At 68.1% G+C, this 15,682-nt stretch carries 11 protein-coding genes and 1 rRNA gene; 11 read left to right on the top strand and 1 reads right to left on the bottom strand.

Annotated elements, in window-relative coordinates; genetic code table 11:
• Positions 1–34 precede the first annotated feature (34 nt).
• The 9 genes from VKN16_18540 (at position 35) to VKN16_18580 (ending at position 11,600) form a co-directional block, all read left to right on the top strand.
• Positions 35–1,645: a hypothetical protein gene (locus VKN16_18540; protein HME96211.1), complete on the top strand. Its 1,611-nt coding sequence runs from the start codon at positions 35–37 to the stop codon at positions 1,643–1,645.
• 221 nt (positions 1,646–1,866) lie between these two features.
• Positions 1,867–3,771, top strand: coding sequence for a VCBS repeat-containing protein (locus tag VKN16_18545; protein HME96212.1), 1,905 nt, complete (start codon positions 1,867–1,869; stop codon positions 3,769–3,771).
• A 70-nt stretch (positions 3,772–3,841) separates the two neighbouring features.
• Positions 3,842–5,092: a histidine--tRNA ligase gene (gene hisS / locus VKN16_18550; GenBank protein ID HME96213.1), complete on the top strand. Its 1,251-nt coding sequence runs from the start codon at positions 3,842–3,844 to the stop codon at positions 5,090–5,092.
• The gene (aspS, locus tag VKN16_18555) at positions 5,089–6,879 is read left to right on the top strand and encodes an aspartate--tRNA ligase (GenBank protein ID HME96214.1); all 1,791 of its coding nucleotides are present in this window, start codon (positions 5,089–5,091) and stop codon (positions 6,877–6,879) included. The genes hisS and aspS overlap by 4 nt, the downstream gene beginning before the upstream one ends.
• Before the next feature lie 30 nt (positions 6,880–6,909).
• On the top strand, positions 6,910–7,896 hold the full coding sequence (locus tag VKN16_18560) for a PhoH family protein (protein ID HME96215.1): 987 nt from the start codon (positions 6,910–6,912) through the stop codon (positions 7,894–7,896).
• A gap of 15 nt (positions 7,897–7,911) precedes the next feature.
• Complete coding sequence (gene ybeY, locus VKN16_18565) at positions 7,912–8,373, top strand: rRNA maturation RNase YbeY (GenBank protein ID HME96216.1); 462 nt, start codon at positions 7,912–7,914, stop codon at positions 8,371–8,373.
• Complete coding sequence (gene era / locus VKN16_18570; protein HME96217.1) at positions 8,373–9,275, top strand: GTPase Era; 903 nt, start codon at positions 8,373–8,375, stop codon at positions 9,273–9,275. Before ybeY ends, era begins: the two co-directional genes overlap by 1 nt.
• 15 nt (positions 9,276–9,290) lie before the next feature.
• Positions 9,291–10,076 (top strand): DNA repair protein RecO, encoded by a 786-nt coding sequence (gene recO / locus VKN16_18575; protein ID HME96218.1) that lies wholly within the window; start codon positions 9,291–9,293, stop codon positions 10,074–10,076.
• 57 nt (positions 10,077–10,133) lie between these two features.
• Entirely contained in the window at positions 10,134–11,600 is a 1,467-nt protein-coding gene (locus VKN16_18580) for a glycine--tRNA ligase (protein ID HME96219.1), read from the top strand.
• Here the strand turns inward: VKN16_18580 and VKN16_18585 are convergent.
• Positions 11,597–13,807 carry a PBP1A family penicillin-binding protein gene (locus tag VKN16_18585; GenBank protein HME96220.1) on the bottom strand — a complete coding sequence of 737 codons (2,211 nt, stop codon included), beginning with the start codon at positions 13,805–13,807 and terminating at the stop codon, positions 11,597–11,599. The two genes, VKN16_18580 and VKN16_18585, sit on opposite strands and share 4 nt — an antisense overlap.
• A gap of 19 nt (positions 13,808–13,826) precedes the next feature.
• On the opposite strand from VKN16_18585, the gene tyrS reads away from it, so the two are divergent.
• On the top strand, positions 13,827–15,038 hold the full coding sequence (gene tyrS / locus VKN16_18590; protein HME96221.1) for a tyrosine--tRNA ligase: 1,212 nt from the start codon (positions 13,827–13,829) through the stop codon (positions 15,036–15,038).
• A gap of 275 nt (positions 15,039–15,313) precedes the next feature.
• Positions 15,314–15,682, top strand: a 16S ribosomal RNA gene (locus tag VKN16_18595); the annotation flags it as partial.

A 15,682-nucleotide genomic window follows, 5' to 3' on the forward strand; every position in this document is an offset into this window, starting at 1 on the left:
GAAAAGGACGACTCTGGCCGTCCTGATGATCGCCTTGGCCATCCTGGCCATGGCGGCGCCGATGGCATACGCCCAGGCGCCCGCCCCGAAGGTGACCATCAACGGCCTCATCGACAACGTCACGTCCTACTCCGAGAACATGGCCAACTACAACGGTGGCGTGTTCAACCGGAAGGACCAGATGTGGTACCTGCGGACCCGCGGCCGGTTCGACTTCATCGGTGAAGTCGGCAAGGCCAAGGGCGTGCTCGGTATCGAGCTCGACCACGTCTATGGCCAGGCCGGGTCCAACGACTCGACCATCGTCAGCGCCGGCGCTGCCGCCACCACCGCGGTGCAGAGCGGCTTCGGCACGGACGGCAGCTTCGACCTCAACACGGACTCCCGCGGCATCATCGAGATCAAGTGGTTGTACGTCGAGTTCCCGGTGCCGCTGATTCCGATTCCGACCACGGCCCGGCTCGGCGCCCAGCCGTTTGGCGCGATCGCGAGCTACAAGCTGGCCGCGTACGCCACCGGTGATTTTCCGGGGGTGAACGTCAGCTGGCAGTTCACTCCGAACGTCAAGCTCATCACGACCTACGTCCAGGTAGAGGAGAACCTCACCGGACCGACCACGAAGACCGGGCTCGCGTACGCCGGTATCGCCAACACGCAGAACCGTGGCGACGACTGGGCGGCGATCATCTCGCCCGAGATCACGCCGTTCAAGGGTCTGGACATCAAGCCGTTGCTCTCGGTCTTCTCGGCTCAGGGCACCACCAACGGCAGCGCCCGCGCCGGTCGCGGTGGTATCGGCACCGGCGCCGGGTTCTTCTCGAACCCGGACGGCACCATGCGCGGTGGCATCAATGAGACGCGCTACACGGTGGGTCTCGATGCCCGGCTCCGGATGGGGCCGTTCTCCTTCGATCCGACCGTCATGTATCAGTTCGGTAACCGCTCCGTGATCGGGAATACGACCGGTGCGGCGGCAGGCTTCGCCAACGCTGGTATCGTCAATGGCCGCAAGTACTATGCAGGCATCGATGCCTGGCTCGTCGACCTGCGCGCCGGGTACCAGCTCGGTCCGCTCCTCATCGAAGGGGTGGGCGTGTACAGCACCGGTAACAAGGCTCGGAGCACCACCCTGACATCCGTCGGCTACTACCAGCCGCTGACGACGGATACGAGCTACCTGGCCGACTGGGGCACGCAGCTCACGTCGCTGGGCCTGGACTACCTCAACGCCTACAACGAGGCGGCCGGCCGGATCGCCTATGCCGGTAACCAGATCGGATGGGACAAGTACGGCCGTGGCCAGGTTGGCATCAAGGCCACCTATGCCTTCACGCCGGCGCTCAGCGTCATGGGCGGTGTGAACGGGCACTGGACGGCCGAGGCGGTGGATCGGAACAGCACCGCGGTGGCGGGTGCCGGTCTGCTGCCCAGCTTCACTGGTGGTCCGCGTGACAACAGCAACTTCGTCGGCACCGAGTTCATGGCCCTCGTGAGCTGGCGGTTCGCCGACGGCCTCGTGTGGGACAATGCGGCCGGTTACATGATCAATGGCCGGGCGTTGGATGCCGTGACCGACCCCGCGGTGGGCGGCCGCAACACCAACAACCCGTTCATCCTCACCTCTCGCGTCCGCTTCACGTTCTAGCGCGCGAGAACGCAGGACCTTCGGGCCCGGGGCATCCCCCCGGGCCCGTTGCTTTTACCCAGTTCCTTGCTGGCATCGGGGAGCCCACGTATAGTCACCCCATGGTCGTGGCAGCCCTGGGGCTGTCCGGTGTGGCGAGAAGTGGCCCCGGTGTTCGCCGTGTCGGTATATAGTGGTCCAGCACCCTCCGCGGCCAACGACGGAGGAGCGTTGAGGGCTTGATGGCACGTCTTCGAGAGGTCGTTCCCGCCGTGCTGCTGGCGATCCTGGTAGCCGGCAGCGCCGCCGCCCAGTCCCAGACCCCACCGCAGGCTCCGAACGGGCAGAGCGGCCCGACCGGCCCCACCAGTTCCGCGCCCATGACCGCGCTGGTCGATCAGCTGATGGATCTCTTTCCGAAGGTGGAGGGCGAGGTCCTCGAGGTGCGTGACACCTCACTGACCTTGGGTGCGGGCGCCAAGGAAGGGGCGCGCCCCGGTCTCGAGGTGGAGCTCTATCGCCAGGGACGCGAGATCCGGCATCCGAAGACCGGCGAGGTGCTGGGTCGGGCGGAGGACTCACTCGGAGTCACCCGAATGGTCCAGGCCGGCGACAGCTTCTCGACGGCGACCGTTCCTTCCGGCAGCACGGTCCAGGCCGGCGACCGGTTCCGGGTGTCCTCGGCCAAGGTCACCATCGTACTCGTGCCGCTCCTCGGCAGCGTGAAGGACACGCTGGTCGAGACGGCCACGCAGGAGCTGGTGGAGCGTCTCGGCGCCACCGGCCGCTTCAAGATCACCATGGGCGACTCGATCAACGTGTTCCTCGCCCAGCAGCGACTGACCGCGCCCGACTTCCTCGCGGGCAAGGGAGTCCCGGAGGCCGCGGAGCGCTTCAAGGCCAACAACATCCTGGCCGTGTACTTCACGAGGATGCAGGGACGGCCGTTCATGGACGTGCGCTTCTTCTCGGCGCCCCGCGCCGACGCGGCGGTGACCACCTCGTTCTTCGTGCCGCCGTCCACCTTGCGGGCCGCCCAGCCGGCTCCCAGATTCTCGCAGGGCGGCCCGGCCAATCCGCCCCAGGCCAAGCCGCGCTCGCTCCTGTCCCGGCTGCTCGGTGGTGATCTGGAGGCGGGCAGCTATTCCACCGGGGACAACTCGCTGCCGCTCCGAGAGGTGGCCAAGTTCAAGTTCGCGGTCCTGGCCATGGACATCGCGGTCGCTCCCAAGGACAAGATCCCGCGCATGGTGGTCAGCGACGGCGACCAGATCTACATGTACCGCATCGTGAACCAGAAAGTGGAGCCGGAGTGGAGCAAATCGGTGCGGAGCCTGGGGCGAGTATTCTCGCTGCAGCTCGCGGATCTCAACGGGGACGGCAACCTCGAGGTGATCGGCAACCGCTACGTGCCGAGGCTCGGACTCAACTCGTTCATCCTCGGGGCCCATGACGGCAAGCCCGAGATGATCGTCGAGTACGTGTCCGATTTCCTCTTTGCGGTGGATCTCAAGGGCGAGGGCGTGAAGCAGACGCTGTGGACCCAGCGCTACAACCAGGAGAACTTCTTCACGCCCGGTCAGGCCGACCAGGTGTCCCTGAAGGACGGCAAGCTCACGACCGAAAAGTCGGTGCGCGTGGCCAGCTCCTTCCGCCCGATGGGCGCCGCGTTCTCGAACGTCATGGGCAAGGATACGCGCGCGCTGGCGATCATCGACGAGTTCAACCGGTTGCAGATCGCCAACGAAGGTGAGGAGCTGTGGCGCTCCTCGACCTCGGTCGGTGGGGGGTACCTGACCGTGGAGCTCATCGGCGCCACCCAGTCTTCGAGGAACGACCGCAGCAAGTTCTTCAAGATCGAGCCCACGCCGCTCGCGGTCGATCTGGACGGTGATGGGCTCGACGAGCTGATCGTGCCGCAGAACCAGATCCGGGAAGGGCTGCTCGCGGTGGTCTTCAAGGGGCCCGCCGGCTTCCGGCTGCAGACGATCAACTCCGGCTTCGAGGGCGGCATCACCTGCCTCGGCGCCTACAAGACCGAGGATGCCGTCCAGCCCACCCTGATCGCCTCGGTCGTTCGCTACAGCAACCACCTTCTCAAGGCGGGCGGTGAGACGCAGATCATCATGACCGTGCCGCAGGACTAGGCCTCCTCTGACGATCCCGGAAGAGAACCGGGGCCGGGAGCCCCGGCTCGACCCCGCGCCGCCCCGCGGAATGCGGGACGTGCTGCCCGACGAAGTGGCGCTGCGCGACTGGGCCATGACCCAGATCGTAGCCGTCTATCGCCGCCACGGCTTCGTGCGCATCGAGACCCCGGCCGTCGAGAGCCTCCGCTTGCTGCTGCGCAGTGACGGCGGCGAGAACGAGAAGCTCATCTTCAAGATCCTCAAGCGCGGCGAGAAGCTGTCCACCGCGGGCCACCCCGACGATCTGGCCGACCTGGGCCTGCGCTTCGACCTGACCGTGCCCCTCGTCCGCTACTACGCCCAGAACCATGCACGCCTGCCCCAGCCGCTGAAGGCCATCCAGATCGGCCCGGTCTGGCGCGCGGAGCGGCCGCAACAGGGCCGGTACCGTCAGTTCACCCAGTGCGACATCGACATCCTGGGCGTGGGGGCCGAGGTGGCCGAGATCGAGCTGATCCTCGCCACCACCGAGGCGCTGACCGCGCTCGGGCTGAAGGACCTCACGGTGCGCTTGAACGATCGGCGCCTGCTCGGCGCGTTGGTGGCCCACTGCGGCTTCGACGTGGCGCGGGCCGGGTCGGTGTTCATCGGGCTGGACAAGCTCGACAAGATCGGTCGGGAGGGGGTCGCCGAGGAGCTCCGCGCGGCCGGGCACCCGCCTTCCGCCATCGAGCGCCTGCTCGACCTGCTGGGCTCGAGCGTGACGCCGGCGGCGCTCCGGACATGGCTGGGACCGGCGGCGGACGACGTGGTCTGGCGCGCCCTTCAGCGCATCCTCGAGACGGTCGAAGCGCAGGCGGCCGGCCGCTTCCGACTCGCCTTCGATGCCACCCTGGTGAGAGGCATGGGCTACTATACCGGCCCGATCTTCGAGATCCAGCACGGGGACTCCACGTCGTCCATCGCGGGAGGCGGGCGATACGACCGGATGGTGGGGCGTTTCACGGGGCGGGACGTTCCCGCCACCGGCTTCTCGATCGGCTTCGAGCGGGTCGTCGGGATCCTGATGGAGCGGGGGCCCTCCGCGGTGGCCGACCCCGAGCGGGTCGCGCTGGTGTTCGACGAGGCGATGCCGGCGCTGGGACCGGTGCTGAACCTGGCGCGCGATCTGCGCGAGCAGGGCCGGCACGTGCTCCTGGAGACGCGGGCCAAGCGGCTCGGCAAGCAGCTTCAAGATCTGGAGGCGAGGGGATTCCGGCGGATCGGCGTGGTGGGACCCGATGGAATGATCGAGTGGCGCGCGCCTCGTACGGGAGGGGCGGGGGAGACGACGCAGTGACCGAGACGCTGGGCGGATGGCGGCGCACCCACACCTGCGGGGCGCTACGCGGCGAGCACGTCGGACAGCCGGTGACGCTGATGGGCTGGGCCTTCCGACGTCGAGACCACGGCGGGCTCGTCTTCATCGACCTGCGCGATCGTGAAGGGCTCACCCAGTGCCTGTTCGACCCCTCGAAGGCCGGCGACGCGCACGCGAAGGCCGAGGCGGTGCGCGCCGAGTTCGTGCTCGCGGTGCGTGGAACGGTGGCCTCACGCCCGGCCGGGACCGAGAATCCGAAGCTCGCGACCGGGGCGATCGAGGTGCAGGTCACCGAGGTGAGGATCCTCAACGAGTCGCGGCCGCTGCCCTTCCAGCTCGACGACGACGCGGAGGTCGACGAGACCCTGCGGCTCAAGTACCGCTATCTCGACATGCGCCGTCCGCACGTGCTCCACGCCTTCCAGGTGCGGGATCAAGTCTGTCGAGCCACCCGCGACTATCTGCACGCCCAGGGCTTCCTCGAGGTCGAGACCCCGGTGCTCACCCGGTCGACGCCCGAGGGCGCCCGCGACTTCCTGGTGCCGAGCCGGCTGCAGGCCGGCAGCTTCTACGCGCTGCCCCAGTCGCCGCAGCTGTTCAAGCAGCTGCTGATGGTGGCCGGCTTCGAGCGCTACTTCCAGATCGTGCGCTGCTTCCGTGACGAGGACCTGCGCAAGGATCGTCAGCCCGAGTTCACCCAGATCGATATCGAGACCTCGTTCCTCGATCGTGACGACTTCCTGCCGATCGTGGAGGGGCTAACCGCCGAGATCTGGCGCCGCGTGAAGGGCGTGGAGGTCCCGCGACCCTTCCCGCGCCTCCCCTACGACGAGGCCATGGCCCGCTTCGGCTCGGACAAGCCCGATCTGCGATTCGGCCTCGAGCTGGCGGACTGCTCCGCGCTGTTCGCGGGCGGCGAGTTCCAGGCCTTCGCGCAGACCCTGGCCGGCGGCGGGGTCGTGAAGGGTTTGCGCATGCCGGGAGCCGGCGGCATGAGCCGCAAGGAGCTGGATGACCTCACCGCCGAGGCCAAGCAGGCGGGCGCGAAGGGGCTCGTGTGGATCAAGGTGAATGCCGACGGCGTGCAGTCCCCGGTGGCCCGCTTCATTCAGGGCGTGCAGGCGCGCCTCCTGGAGGCGCTGGGCGCCGCTCCGGGTGATCTCCTGCTGCTGGTCGCCGACGCGCCCGCGATCGCGGCGACGGTGCTGGGGCGCTTGCGGGTCGATCTCGCGCGCCGGTTCAACCACATCCCGGCCGATCGGGACGTGTTCTCGTGGATCGTCGATTTTCCCCTCGTCGAGTGGAACGACGAGGAGAAGCGCTGGGACGCCGTGCATCACCCGTTCACCGCGCCGCGCGACGAGGACCTGCTCCTCCTGGAGTCGGATCCCGGGCGCGCCCGCGCCAAGGCCTACGACCTGGTGCTGAACGGCCAGGAGGCCGCGGGGGGCTCGATCCGTATCCACCAGCAGAGCGTGCAGGAGCGCCTGTTCGCCCTGATCGGCATCTCCAAGGAGGACGCGCGCGCCCGGTTCGGCTTCCTGCTGGACGCGCTCGAGTTCGGCGCCCCCCCGATGGGCGGTATCGCCTTCGGGCTCGACCGCCTGGTCGCGAACCTGGTCGGCCAGGAGTCCATCCGCGAAGTCATCGCGTTCCCGAAGACGCAGAAGGGGACGTGCCCGCTGACCGACGCGCCCGCGCCGGTCGACGCCAAGCAGCTGCGCGAGCTCGGGATCCGCGTCGTGGAAGGGCCTGGAACCGCGTGATATGCTGGCGCCTGGAGGCATGAGCACTCGTTGACCGAAGCCACCGGCGTCACCCGGCGTGTCGTCCTGCCTCCGGACCTGAATCACCTCGCCCTGCTCGGCCGTCACGACGAGCACCTGCGCGCGCTTGAAGCCCAGTACGACGTCCGCATCACCGCCCGAGGCCACGACGTCACCCTGCGCGGCGAGGAGCGGCAGGTGGCAGAGGTGGAGCGCGTGTTGCGCGAGCTGGTGGCGATGCTCCGCGAGCGACCGTCGCTGAGCGCCGCCGACATCCGATCGGCGCTGCGCATCGCGGGCAACGAGCCGGGTGCGGACGTGAAGTCGGTGCTGGCCGACGCGATCGCGGTGCCGTCGCGCCGACGCTTCATCACCCCGAAGACCGCCAACCAGAAGCGCTATCTGGAGGCGGTGCGCGGCCACGACCTCGTGATCGCGATCGGTCCGGCGGGCACCGGCAAGTCCTACCTGGCGGTCGCGATGGCGGTGTCCGCGCTGCTCAAGCGTGAGGTCGCGCGGATCATCCTGACCCGTCCCGCGGTGGAAGCGGGCGAGCGCCTGGGGTTCCTGCCCGGCGACCTCGTGGAGAAGGTGCATCCCTATTTGCGGCCGCTCTACGACGCGCTGTACGACATGCTCGAGCCCGAAAAGGTCGGCGCGCTGTCCGAGAAGGGCGCCATCGAGATCGCGCCGCTCGCGTACATGCGCGGACGCACCCTCAATGACGCCTTCATCATCCTCGACGAGGCTCAGAACACCACCTCCGAGCAGATGAAGATGTTCCTGACCCGGCTGGGGTTCAACTCCAAGATGGTGGTGACGGGAGACATCACCCAGGTGGATCTCCCGTCGAGCCGCCCCTCCGGTCTCATCGAGATCCAGACGGTGCTGCAGGGCATCGAGGGTATCCGCTTCATCTATTTCGATGACCGCGACGTGGTGCGCCACGATCTCGTCTCCTCGATCGTGCGCGCCTACGACCGGGTCCAGAAGCCTCCGGCACGCGGGGCGGGCTGAGGCTCGGCCCCGGCCGTGCCCGTCGCGGTGTCCAATCTCCAGCGGCGCTCCCGCATCTCGTCGCCGCGGCTCCGCGCGGTGGCCCGGCGGGCCCTCGCCGCGCTCGGACGGGCGGACCGGGAAGTGCACGTCACGGTCGTGGACGACCGGCGCATCCGAGCGCTCAACGCGCGGTATCTCGGCAAGCGGTGCGCCACCGATGTGCTCGCCTTCGACCTGGCGGGTCCCGGACCCGCGCGTCTCTGGGGTGAGGTGATCGTCTCGGCGGAGACCGCGGCCCGGCAGGCCCGGCGGGTTGGCGTTCCTCTCGCGGCGGAGCTCGATCTGCTCGTGGTGCACGGGCTCCTTCACCTGGCCGGCTACGACGATCACGGACCGCGTCGGGCCCGCCGGATGCACGAGCGCGCGCGCGAGATCCTGGCCGGGCGGACGGGTGCGGTTCCGCCGCGTCTCTGGACCGGCCTCCTCGAGCGCTGATGGCGTCGCATCGCGCCGGGTTCGTCGCCCTGGTCGGCCGCCCCAACGTGGGGAAGTCCACGCTGCTCAACCGCCTGGTGGGCGAGAAGATGGCCATCGTCTCGCCGCGTCCTCAGACGACCCGCACCCGTATCACCGGAATCCGCCACCTGCCGTCGGCGCAGATCGTGTTCGTGGACACCCCGGGACTCCACATGGGCGCCGGCCGCCTCTCCCAGCTCATGGCCCGGACCGCGGAGAAGGCGGTGGAAGACGTGGACCTGGTTTGCTTCGTCGCGGAGGCGACCGAGGATCCGACCCGGCTGGATCGCGCCGCGCTCGATCAGCTCAAGGCGGTTCGCGCGCCGGTCTATTGCTGCCTCAACAAGACCGATCTGGTGTCGGCGAAGTCCCGGCTGCTCCCGCTGATGGCCGCGTATCGGGTGGCCCACTCCTTCGCGGAGATCGTGCCCCTCTCGGCGGAGCGGGGCGAGCACTGCGAGCGCCTGCTGGAGCTGATCGTGGCCGCCCTGCCCGAGCGGCCCGCCTACTTTCCTCCGGACGCTCTGACCGATCAACCCGAGACCTTCTGGGTGGCCGAGGCGATCCGCGAGAAGATCTTCCGCCTGACCCACCAGGAGGTGCCGTACTCCTGCGCGGTCCGGGTGGAGGAGCTCACCGAGCGGCGGCGCCCCGAGTGCCTCTACATTCGCGCCACCATCTTCGTGGAGCGTGACTCGCAGCGCGGTATCGTGATCGGCAAGGGCGGGGCCATGTTGAAGCGGATCGGGGCGGCGGCCCGGGTCGACCTGGAGCGCTTCTTCGGCATCAAGGTCTATCTCGATCTGACCGTCCGGGTGCGCGCGGAGTGGCGGAAGGACGACAAGGCCTTGCGTGAGTTCGGGTTCCTGCTCACCTCCTGATCGGATCGGCGGACCATGGCGCTTCACAAGACGCGAGCGGTGGTGATCGGACGCCGCGCGTTCGGCGAGAGCGATCGGCTCGTCGACTTCTATACCCGCGACCACGGCAAGGTCCGGGGGATCGCCCGCTCGGCCCGCCGGCCCCGCTCGCGCTTCGGCAGCGCGCTGGAGCTGTTCACGCTCGGCGAGATGGTCTTCTTCGATAGCGGTCGCAGCGAGCTGGTGCAGGTCGACCACTTCGACATCGTGCGGCCGTTCGTCGGCGTGCGGGAGCACCTCGAGCGGCTCGGCCAGGCCGCGTGGTCGGTGGAGGTGGTGGCCCGGCTCTCGGCCGAGCGGGATTCGAACCCCGCCCTGTTCGCGCTGCTGCTGCGGACGCTCGCCGCGATGGAGGTGAGCCACCGGCCCACCCGGGTTTCGGTGTGCTTCGGCCTGCGCGCGGTCGACCTGCTCGGTCACCGGCCGCGGATCGACCGCTGCGTGGCGTGCGGCCGTCTCCATCCATTCCCGGATGCCGCGCTGGACATGACCGCGGGCGGCCTGATCTGCTCGGCCTGCCGTGCGGGCGCGGACGCGATCCCGCTGTCGGGCGGCCTGGTCGGCGCCCTCAAGCGTCTGCGCGCCCTGTCGTGGGAGGAGTCGCTGCGGCTCAACCTCGCCGGGTCGCTGGACACGGAGCTGGCCGCGGTGCTGGACGGCGTGGTCGCCCGCTTGATGGGGCGCTACCCGCTCTCGTCACGCTTCCTCACCCAGACGCGTCGCTTCCTGTCCGTGGTCGCCGAGCCCCCGCCCTCGGAGTAGCCCCGCGGCCGCCCGGGGCCCTCGCGGCCCTGTGCTATCCTGACCGCCATGGTTTCGATGGACACCCTCGTCTCGCTCTGCAAGCGACGCGGGTTCGTCTTCCAGTCGAGCGAGATCTACGGCGGGACCGGCTCGTGCTGGGACTACGGGCCGCTCGGCGTGGAGCTGAAGAACAAGATCAAGCAGGCCTGGTGGCGGGACTTCGTGCAGCGGCGCGCGGACATGGTCGGCCTCGACGCGTCGATCCTGATGCACTCCATGGTGTGGAAGGCGAGCGGACACGTCGATCACTTCACCGATCCGATGGTGGACTGCCGCGAGTGCCGTCACCGCTTCCGCGCCGATCAGCTCGAGGAGACGCCGTGGGTGCACTACTGCCCCGCCACCAAGGGCAACAAGTTCACGATCCCGGCCGGCGAGGCCTGCACGCACTGCGGGAGCCGCCGCAGCCTCTGTCCCGACTGCGGCAAGGGCGAGCTGACCGCGCCGCGGCAGTTCAACCTGATGTTCAAGACGTTCATGGGGCCGGTGGAGGAGGACGCCGCCGTCACCTACCTCCGGCCGGAAACCGCCCAGGGCATCTTCGTGAACTTCGAGAACGTGCAGCAGTCGATGCGGCGCAAGCTGCCGTTCGGCATCGGCCAGATCGGCAAGGCCTTCCGCAACGAGATCACGCCCGGCAACTTCATCTTCCGGACGCGCGAGTTCGAACAGATGGAGATCGAGTACTTCGTGAACCCGCACGACACGGTGGACGGACGGCCCGCCGACGAGCACTGGCACGATCGGTGGATCGCGGATTGCCTGGCCTGGTTCCAGCGGTACGGCCTGGCCGCCGAGAACTTGCGGCTGCACGAGCACGACCGCGCCGAGCTGGCGCACTATTCCAAGCGCACCGCCGATCTGCAGTACCGCTTCCCGATCGGCTGGAGCGAGCTGATGGGCATCGCCAATCGCACCGACTTCGATCTCAAGCAGCACGCCAAGTGGAGCGGCAAGGCGCTCACCTACTTCGACGAGGAGCGCAAGGAGCACGTGGTGCCCTACGTCATCGAGCCCTCCGCGGGGGTGGATCGCGCGCTGCTCGCGTTCCTCGCCGACGCGTATCGCGAGGAGGAGGTGCGCGGCGAGAAGCGGGTGGTGCTACGCTTCCATCCCGAGCTGGCCCCGATCTCGGTCGCGGTGCTGCCCCTGCTCAAGAAGCGCGGCGACATCGTGCGGACCGCGCTCACGATCCGCGACGAGCTCTCGCGCCGCTTCACCACCGTCTACGACGACACCGCGGCGATCGGCCGGCTCTATCGTCGGCAGGACGAGGTGGGGACTGCCTATTGCGTCACGGTGGACGTGCAGACGGTCGGCGACACCGACAAGGGAGAGGCCGCCGACGGCAAGGTCACCATTCGCGATCGCGATTCGATGGAGCAGATCCGGGTGACCGCATCCCAGCTGGGCGGGGTGGTCGGCGATCTGCTCGGTGGCCAGCGCTGGGCCGAGGTCGCGGCCGAAGTGGGACGCGCCTAGGACTGCGGCGGCTGGGCGGCGCTCGGCCGAGGCGGCAAGGCGGGCCCCGCGGGAGCGGCCGGCCCCGTGGAAGGGGCCGGCGCAATGGGCACGGCCGGTGAGACGGAAGCCCCCGGAGTGGCAGGTCCCGGGAGGACCGGCGGCTCGATGCGCGGGGGGGAGACGCCCGGAGCGTAGCGGACCGGCCCGCACGTCTCCTTGGGCTCGGTCCCCGCGATGAATGCCATCGTCACTGGCCGTTGACAGCCGCCGCCGGCGCTGAGATCCACCGGCACCAGCACCACGCGCTCTGGAATCGGGAAATCCTCCACCGGAGTTCCGGTCAGGGCGTTCTGCATGAAGGCGGTCCAGATGGGCACCGCGACCCGGGAGCCCGTCTCGTCCTTGCCGAGGCTCCGGGGCCGATCGTAGCCCACCCACACGCCCGTCACGAGCTGGGGCGTGAAGCCGATGAACCACGCATTCGAGTAGTCGTTGGTGGTGCCGGTCTTGGCCGCGGCGGGCCGGGCCAACGCACGCGCGGCCGCTCCGGTCCCTCGCTCGATCGTGCCCCGGAGCATGTAGGTCATGACGTAGGCGAGCTCCGGGGAGACGACCTGCTTGCCCTGCGGAGTGTTCTCCTCGAGCAGCTTGCGCTGCGAGTCCAGGACGTAGCGGATCGCGGTCGGCCGCATCCACGACCCGTGGTTGGCGAGGGCGCCGTAGGCCGACGTGATCTCGAGCAGGGTGAGGTCGGAGGTCCCGAGCGCGATCGACAGGTTCTCGCCGAGCGGGCTTTCCACGCCCATGCGGCGGGCGATGTCCACCGCGCGGCGGATGCCATTCTTCTCCAGCACCTTCACCGCGGCCACGTTCACCGATTCCTCCAGGGCCTGCTGGTAGGTGATGGGGCCGCGGAACTTGCGGTCGTAGTTGTCCGGCTTCCACGGCTTGCCGTTGCGTCCGGCGGGAAACTCGATCGGGGAATCGTCGACGACGCTGGCCGGCGTCTGCCCGGCTTCGAGCGCGGCGAGATAGACGAAGGCCTTGAACGCCGAACCGGGCTGACGCCGGGCCTGGACCGCGCGGTTGAACTCGCTCTTGAAGAAGTCGTAGCCGCCGACCATCGCCTTGATGTAGCCGGTCTGCGGATCGATGGCGAGCAGCGCGCCCTCGGGACGCTCGGGGACCCGCTCCGGAGCGGCCGGAGTCTTGTCCTTGGTCGCCGCGACCCGCCGCGACTCCAGCGCCTTGAGCCCCTCGCGGAGCGAGCGCTCGGCCTTGACCTGCATCACCGGCGACAGCGTGGTGTAGACGTGCATGCCGCCCTTGAAGACCAGATCGGCGCCGTACTGGGCCTCGAGCTGCTGCTGCACGTACTCGAGGTAGTACTGGCCGGTGGTGCGACGGCGCTCGGGCGGGATGAGCCCGAGGGCGGAATCGGCCGCCTTCTTCGCGGCGGGCTGGGCCAACATCCCCACGTCCACCATGCGGGCGAGCACGGTGGCGCGGCGTCGCTTCGCGGCCTCGGGATGCTCGAACGGCGAGTAGGTCGACGGCGCCTTCGGCAGGCCGGCGAGCAGCGTGCACTCGGAGAGAGTCAGGTCGCTGACCGACTTGCCGTAGAAGGTCCGGGCCGCCGCCTCGACGCCGAAGGCACCGTGGCCGAAGTATATCTGGTTCAGATACATCTCGAAGATGCGGTCCTTCGAGTAGCGCCGCTCCAGCTCGAGCGCGAGCACCGCCTCCTTCAACTTCCGTTCGAGACTCTTGTCCGGGGTGAGGAACAGGACCTTGGCCAGCTGCTGGGTGATGGTGCTGCCCCCCTCGACGATGCGGCCCCGGCGGAAGTTCTGGTACACCGCGCGGGCGATGCCCATCGGGTCCACCCCGTGGTGGGAATAGAAGCGGGAATCCTCGGTGGCGAGGACGGCTTCACGCAGCGACTTCGGGATCTGGGCGAGCGGCACGAAAATCCGGCGCTCGACGTGGAACTCGGTGATCAGCTCATCGTTGTCGTCGTAGACCTTGGTGCCGTCGCTCGCATTGAAGCTCTCGAGCTGGGAGACCGACGGGAGAGAGCCGGGCAGGATAGTGAGCACCCAGAAGGCGGAAGCGGCGATGGCGAGGCCGCTCACGAGGACGAGGACCAGCAGCCCCATCAGCGTCCAGCGAAGCCAGCGCCGCCCCCGGACCGCGGCGCGTTTGGAGGGTCGGCCTCCCGCCATGGATTGTTATTATACAGGCGTGAAGATACCTGCCAGCGTCGATCAACAGCTCGCCCGCATCCGGCGGGGCGCAGCCGAGATCATCGTCGAAACAGAGCTGCGCGCCAAGCTGGAGCGCTCGCTGAAGACCGCGACGCCGCTCCGGGTCAAGCTGGGTCTGGATCCCACCGCGCCGGATCTGCACCTGGGCCACACCGTGGTCCTCCAGAAGCTGCGCGACTTCCAGGATCTCGGGCACCAGATCATCATCATCATCGGCGACTTCACCGGGATGATCGGCGATCCCACCGGACGCTCGGAGACGCGGCGGCCGCTGACGTGGGACGAGATTCGCGAGAATGCGGAGACGTACAAGGCCCAGCTCGGCAAGGTGCTCGACATGGCGCGCACGCAGGTGCGCTTCAACTCGGAGTGGCTGGGCCCGCTCAGCTTCGAGCAGATCATCCGCGAGACGGCGCACCTGACGGTGGCGCGCATCCTCCAGCGCGAAGACTTCGCGGCACGCTACGCCGACGGCCGGCCCATCAGCCTGCACGAGTTCCTCTATCCGCTCGCACAGGGTTACGACTCGGTGGCGCTGGGCGCCGACGTGGAATTGGGCGGCACCGACCAGACCTTCAACCTGCTCGTGGGGCGGGATCTGCAGCGCGCCCACGGCCAGGAGCCGCAGGTCGCCCTGACCGTGCCGATTCTCGAGGGCCTGGACGGCGTGCAGAAGATGTCGAAGAGCCTCGGCAACTACGTGGGCGTCAACGAGTCACCCGCCGACATGTACGGCAAGCTGATGTCGGTCTCCGATGCGCTGATGTTCCGCTATTTCGACCTCGCGACCCGCGTGCCCGAGGACGAGATCGAGGCGCTGCGCCGGCTGCATCCGATGGAGGCCAAGAAGCGTCTCGCACGCACGGTGACCGCCATGTACCACGGCGACGCGGGCGCGGCGGAGGGGGAGGCCCACTTCGCCCGGGTGGTGCAGCACAAGGAAGTGCCTGAAAATATTGACGAGATCACGATCCGGACCTCGGTGGGCGGGCAGCCGATCTGGAGGGTACTGGCCCAGACCGGCCTGGTCCCCTCGAGCTCCGAGGGACGCCGGCTCATCCAACAGGGAGCCGTCGAGCTGGACGGCGAGCCGATCGTCGACCTGAACTACACGGTCTCCCCCGGAAACACTCATTTGCTGAAGGTCGGCAAGCGGCGCTTCAAGAAGTTCACCCTCGTCAAGGAATGACTTGACAGCCTCGAAGGCTGTCCGTATTATCACACCTTGCCCATCCTTCCGGCTCAGCCGGGTAGGGGGCGTTGAGAGAAGTCAGCCGGTCCGAATCAGTCCGCTGGCCTCGATTCAACCCGAGGGGTTCACGCCCCGCCGCTCTTTGAAAATCGCATATGTTACTGGCTCACCGAGAAGTGTGAGCACCATCCGTAACTACTGAGTACCTTGCGCCCGACCGAAGCAACATCTTGGTTGGGCTTTAGGGACCAGGCTTCAGATTTGTCGATTCATTCATGGCGAGTTTGATCCTGGCTCAGAGCGAACGCTGGCGGCGTACTTAACACATGCAAGTCGAACGAGGATCTTCGGTGTAGCAATACATTGGCGGTCCTAGTGGCGCACGGGTGAGTAACACGTGGGTGACCTGCCCTGGAGTTCGGGATACCCCCTCGAAAGGGGGGCTAATACCGGATACGTTCCTCGGTTGAAAGATCGGGGAGGAAAGGTGGCGCAAGCTACCGCTCTTGGAGGGGCTCGCGGCCTATCAGCTAGTTGGCGGGGTAACGGCCCACCAAGGCTATGACGGGTAGCTGGTCTGAGAGGACGACCAGCCACACGGGGACTGAGACACGGCCCCGACTCCTACGGGAGGCAGCAGT

The organism is Candidatus Methylomirabilota bacterium, assembly GCA_035315345.1.
In the GTDB taxonomy this organism is placed as follows: Bacteria; Methylomirabilota; Methylomirabilia; order Rokubacteriales; family CSP1-6; genus CAMLFJ01.

Bases quoted from the DNA above. Each gene is read 5' to 3' on its own strand.
- hisS (HME96213.1), top strand. From the start codon at position 3,842: ATGCGGGACGTGCTGCCCGACGAAGTGGCGCTGCGCGACTGGGCCATG.
- VKN16_18580 (HME96219.1), top strand. From the start codon at position 10,134: ATGGACACCCTCGTCTCGCTCTGCAAGCGACGCGGGTTCGTCTTCCAG.
- VKN16_18545 (HME96212.1), top strand. From the start codon at position 1,867: ATGGCACGTCTTCGAGAGGTCGTTCCCGCCGTGCTGCTGGCGATCCTG.
- VKN16_18585 (HME96220.1), bottom strand. From the start codon at position 13,807: ATGGCGGGAGGCCGACCCTCCAAACGCGCCGCGGTCCGGGGGCGGCGC.
- recO (HME96218.1), top strand. From the start codon at position 9,291: ATGGCGCTTCACAAGACGCGAGCGGTGGTGATCGGACGCCGCGCGTTC.
- era (HME96217.1), top strand. From the start codon at position 8,373: ATGGCGTCGCATCGCGCCGGGTTCGTCGCCCTGGTCGGCCGCCCCAAC.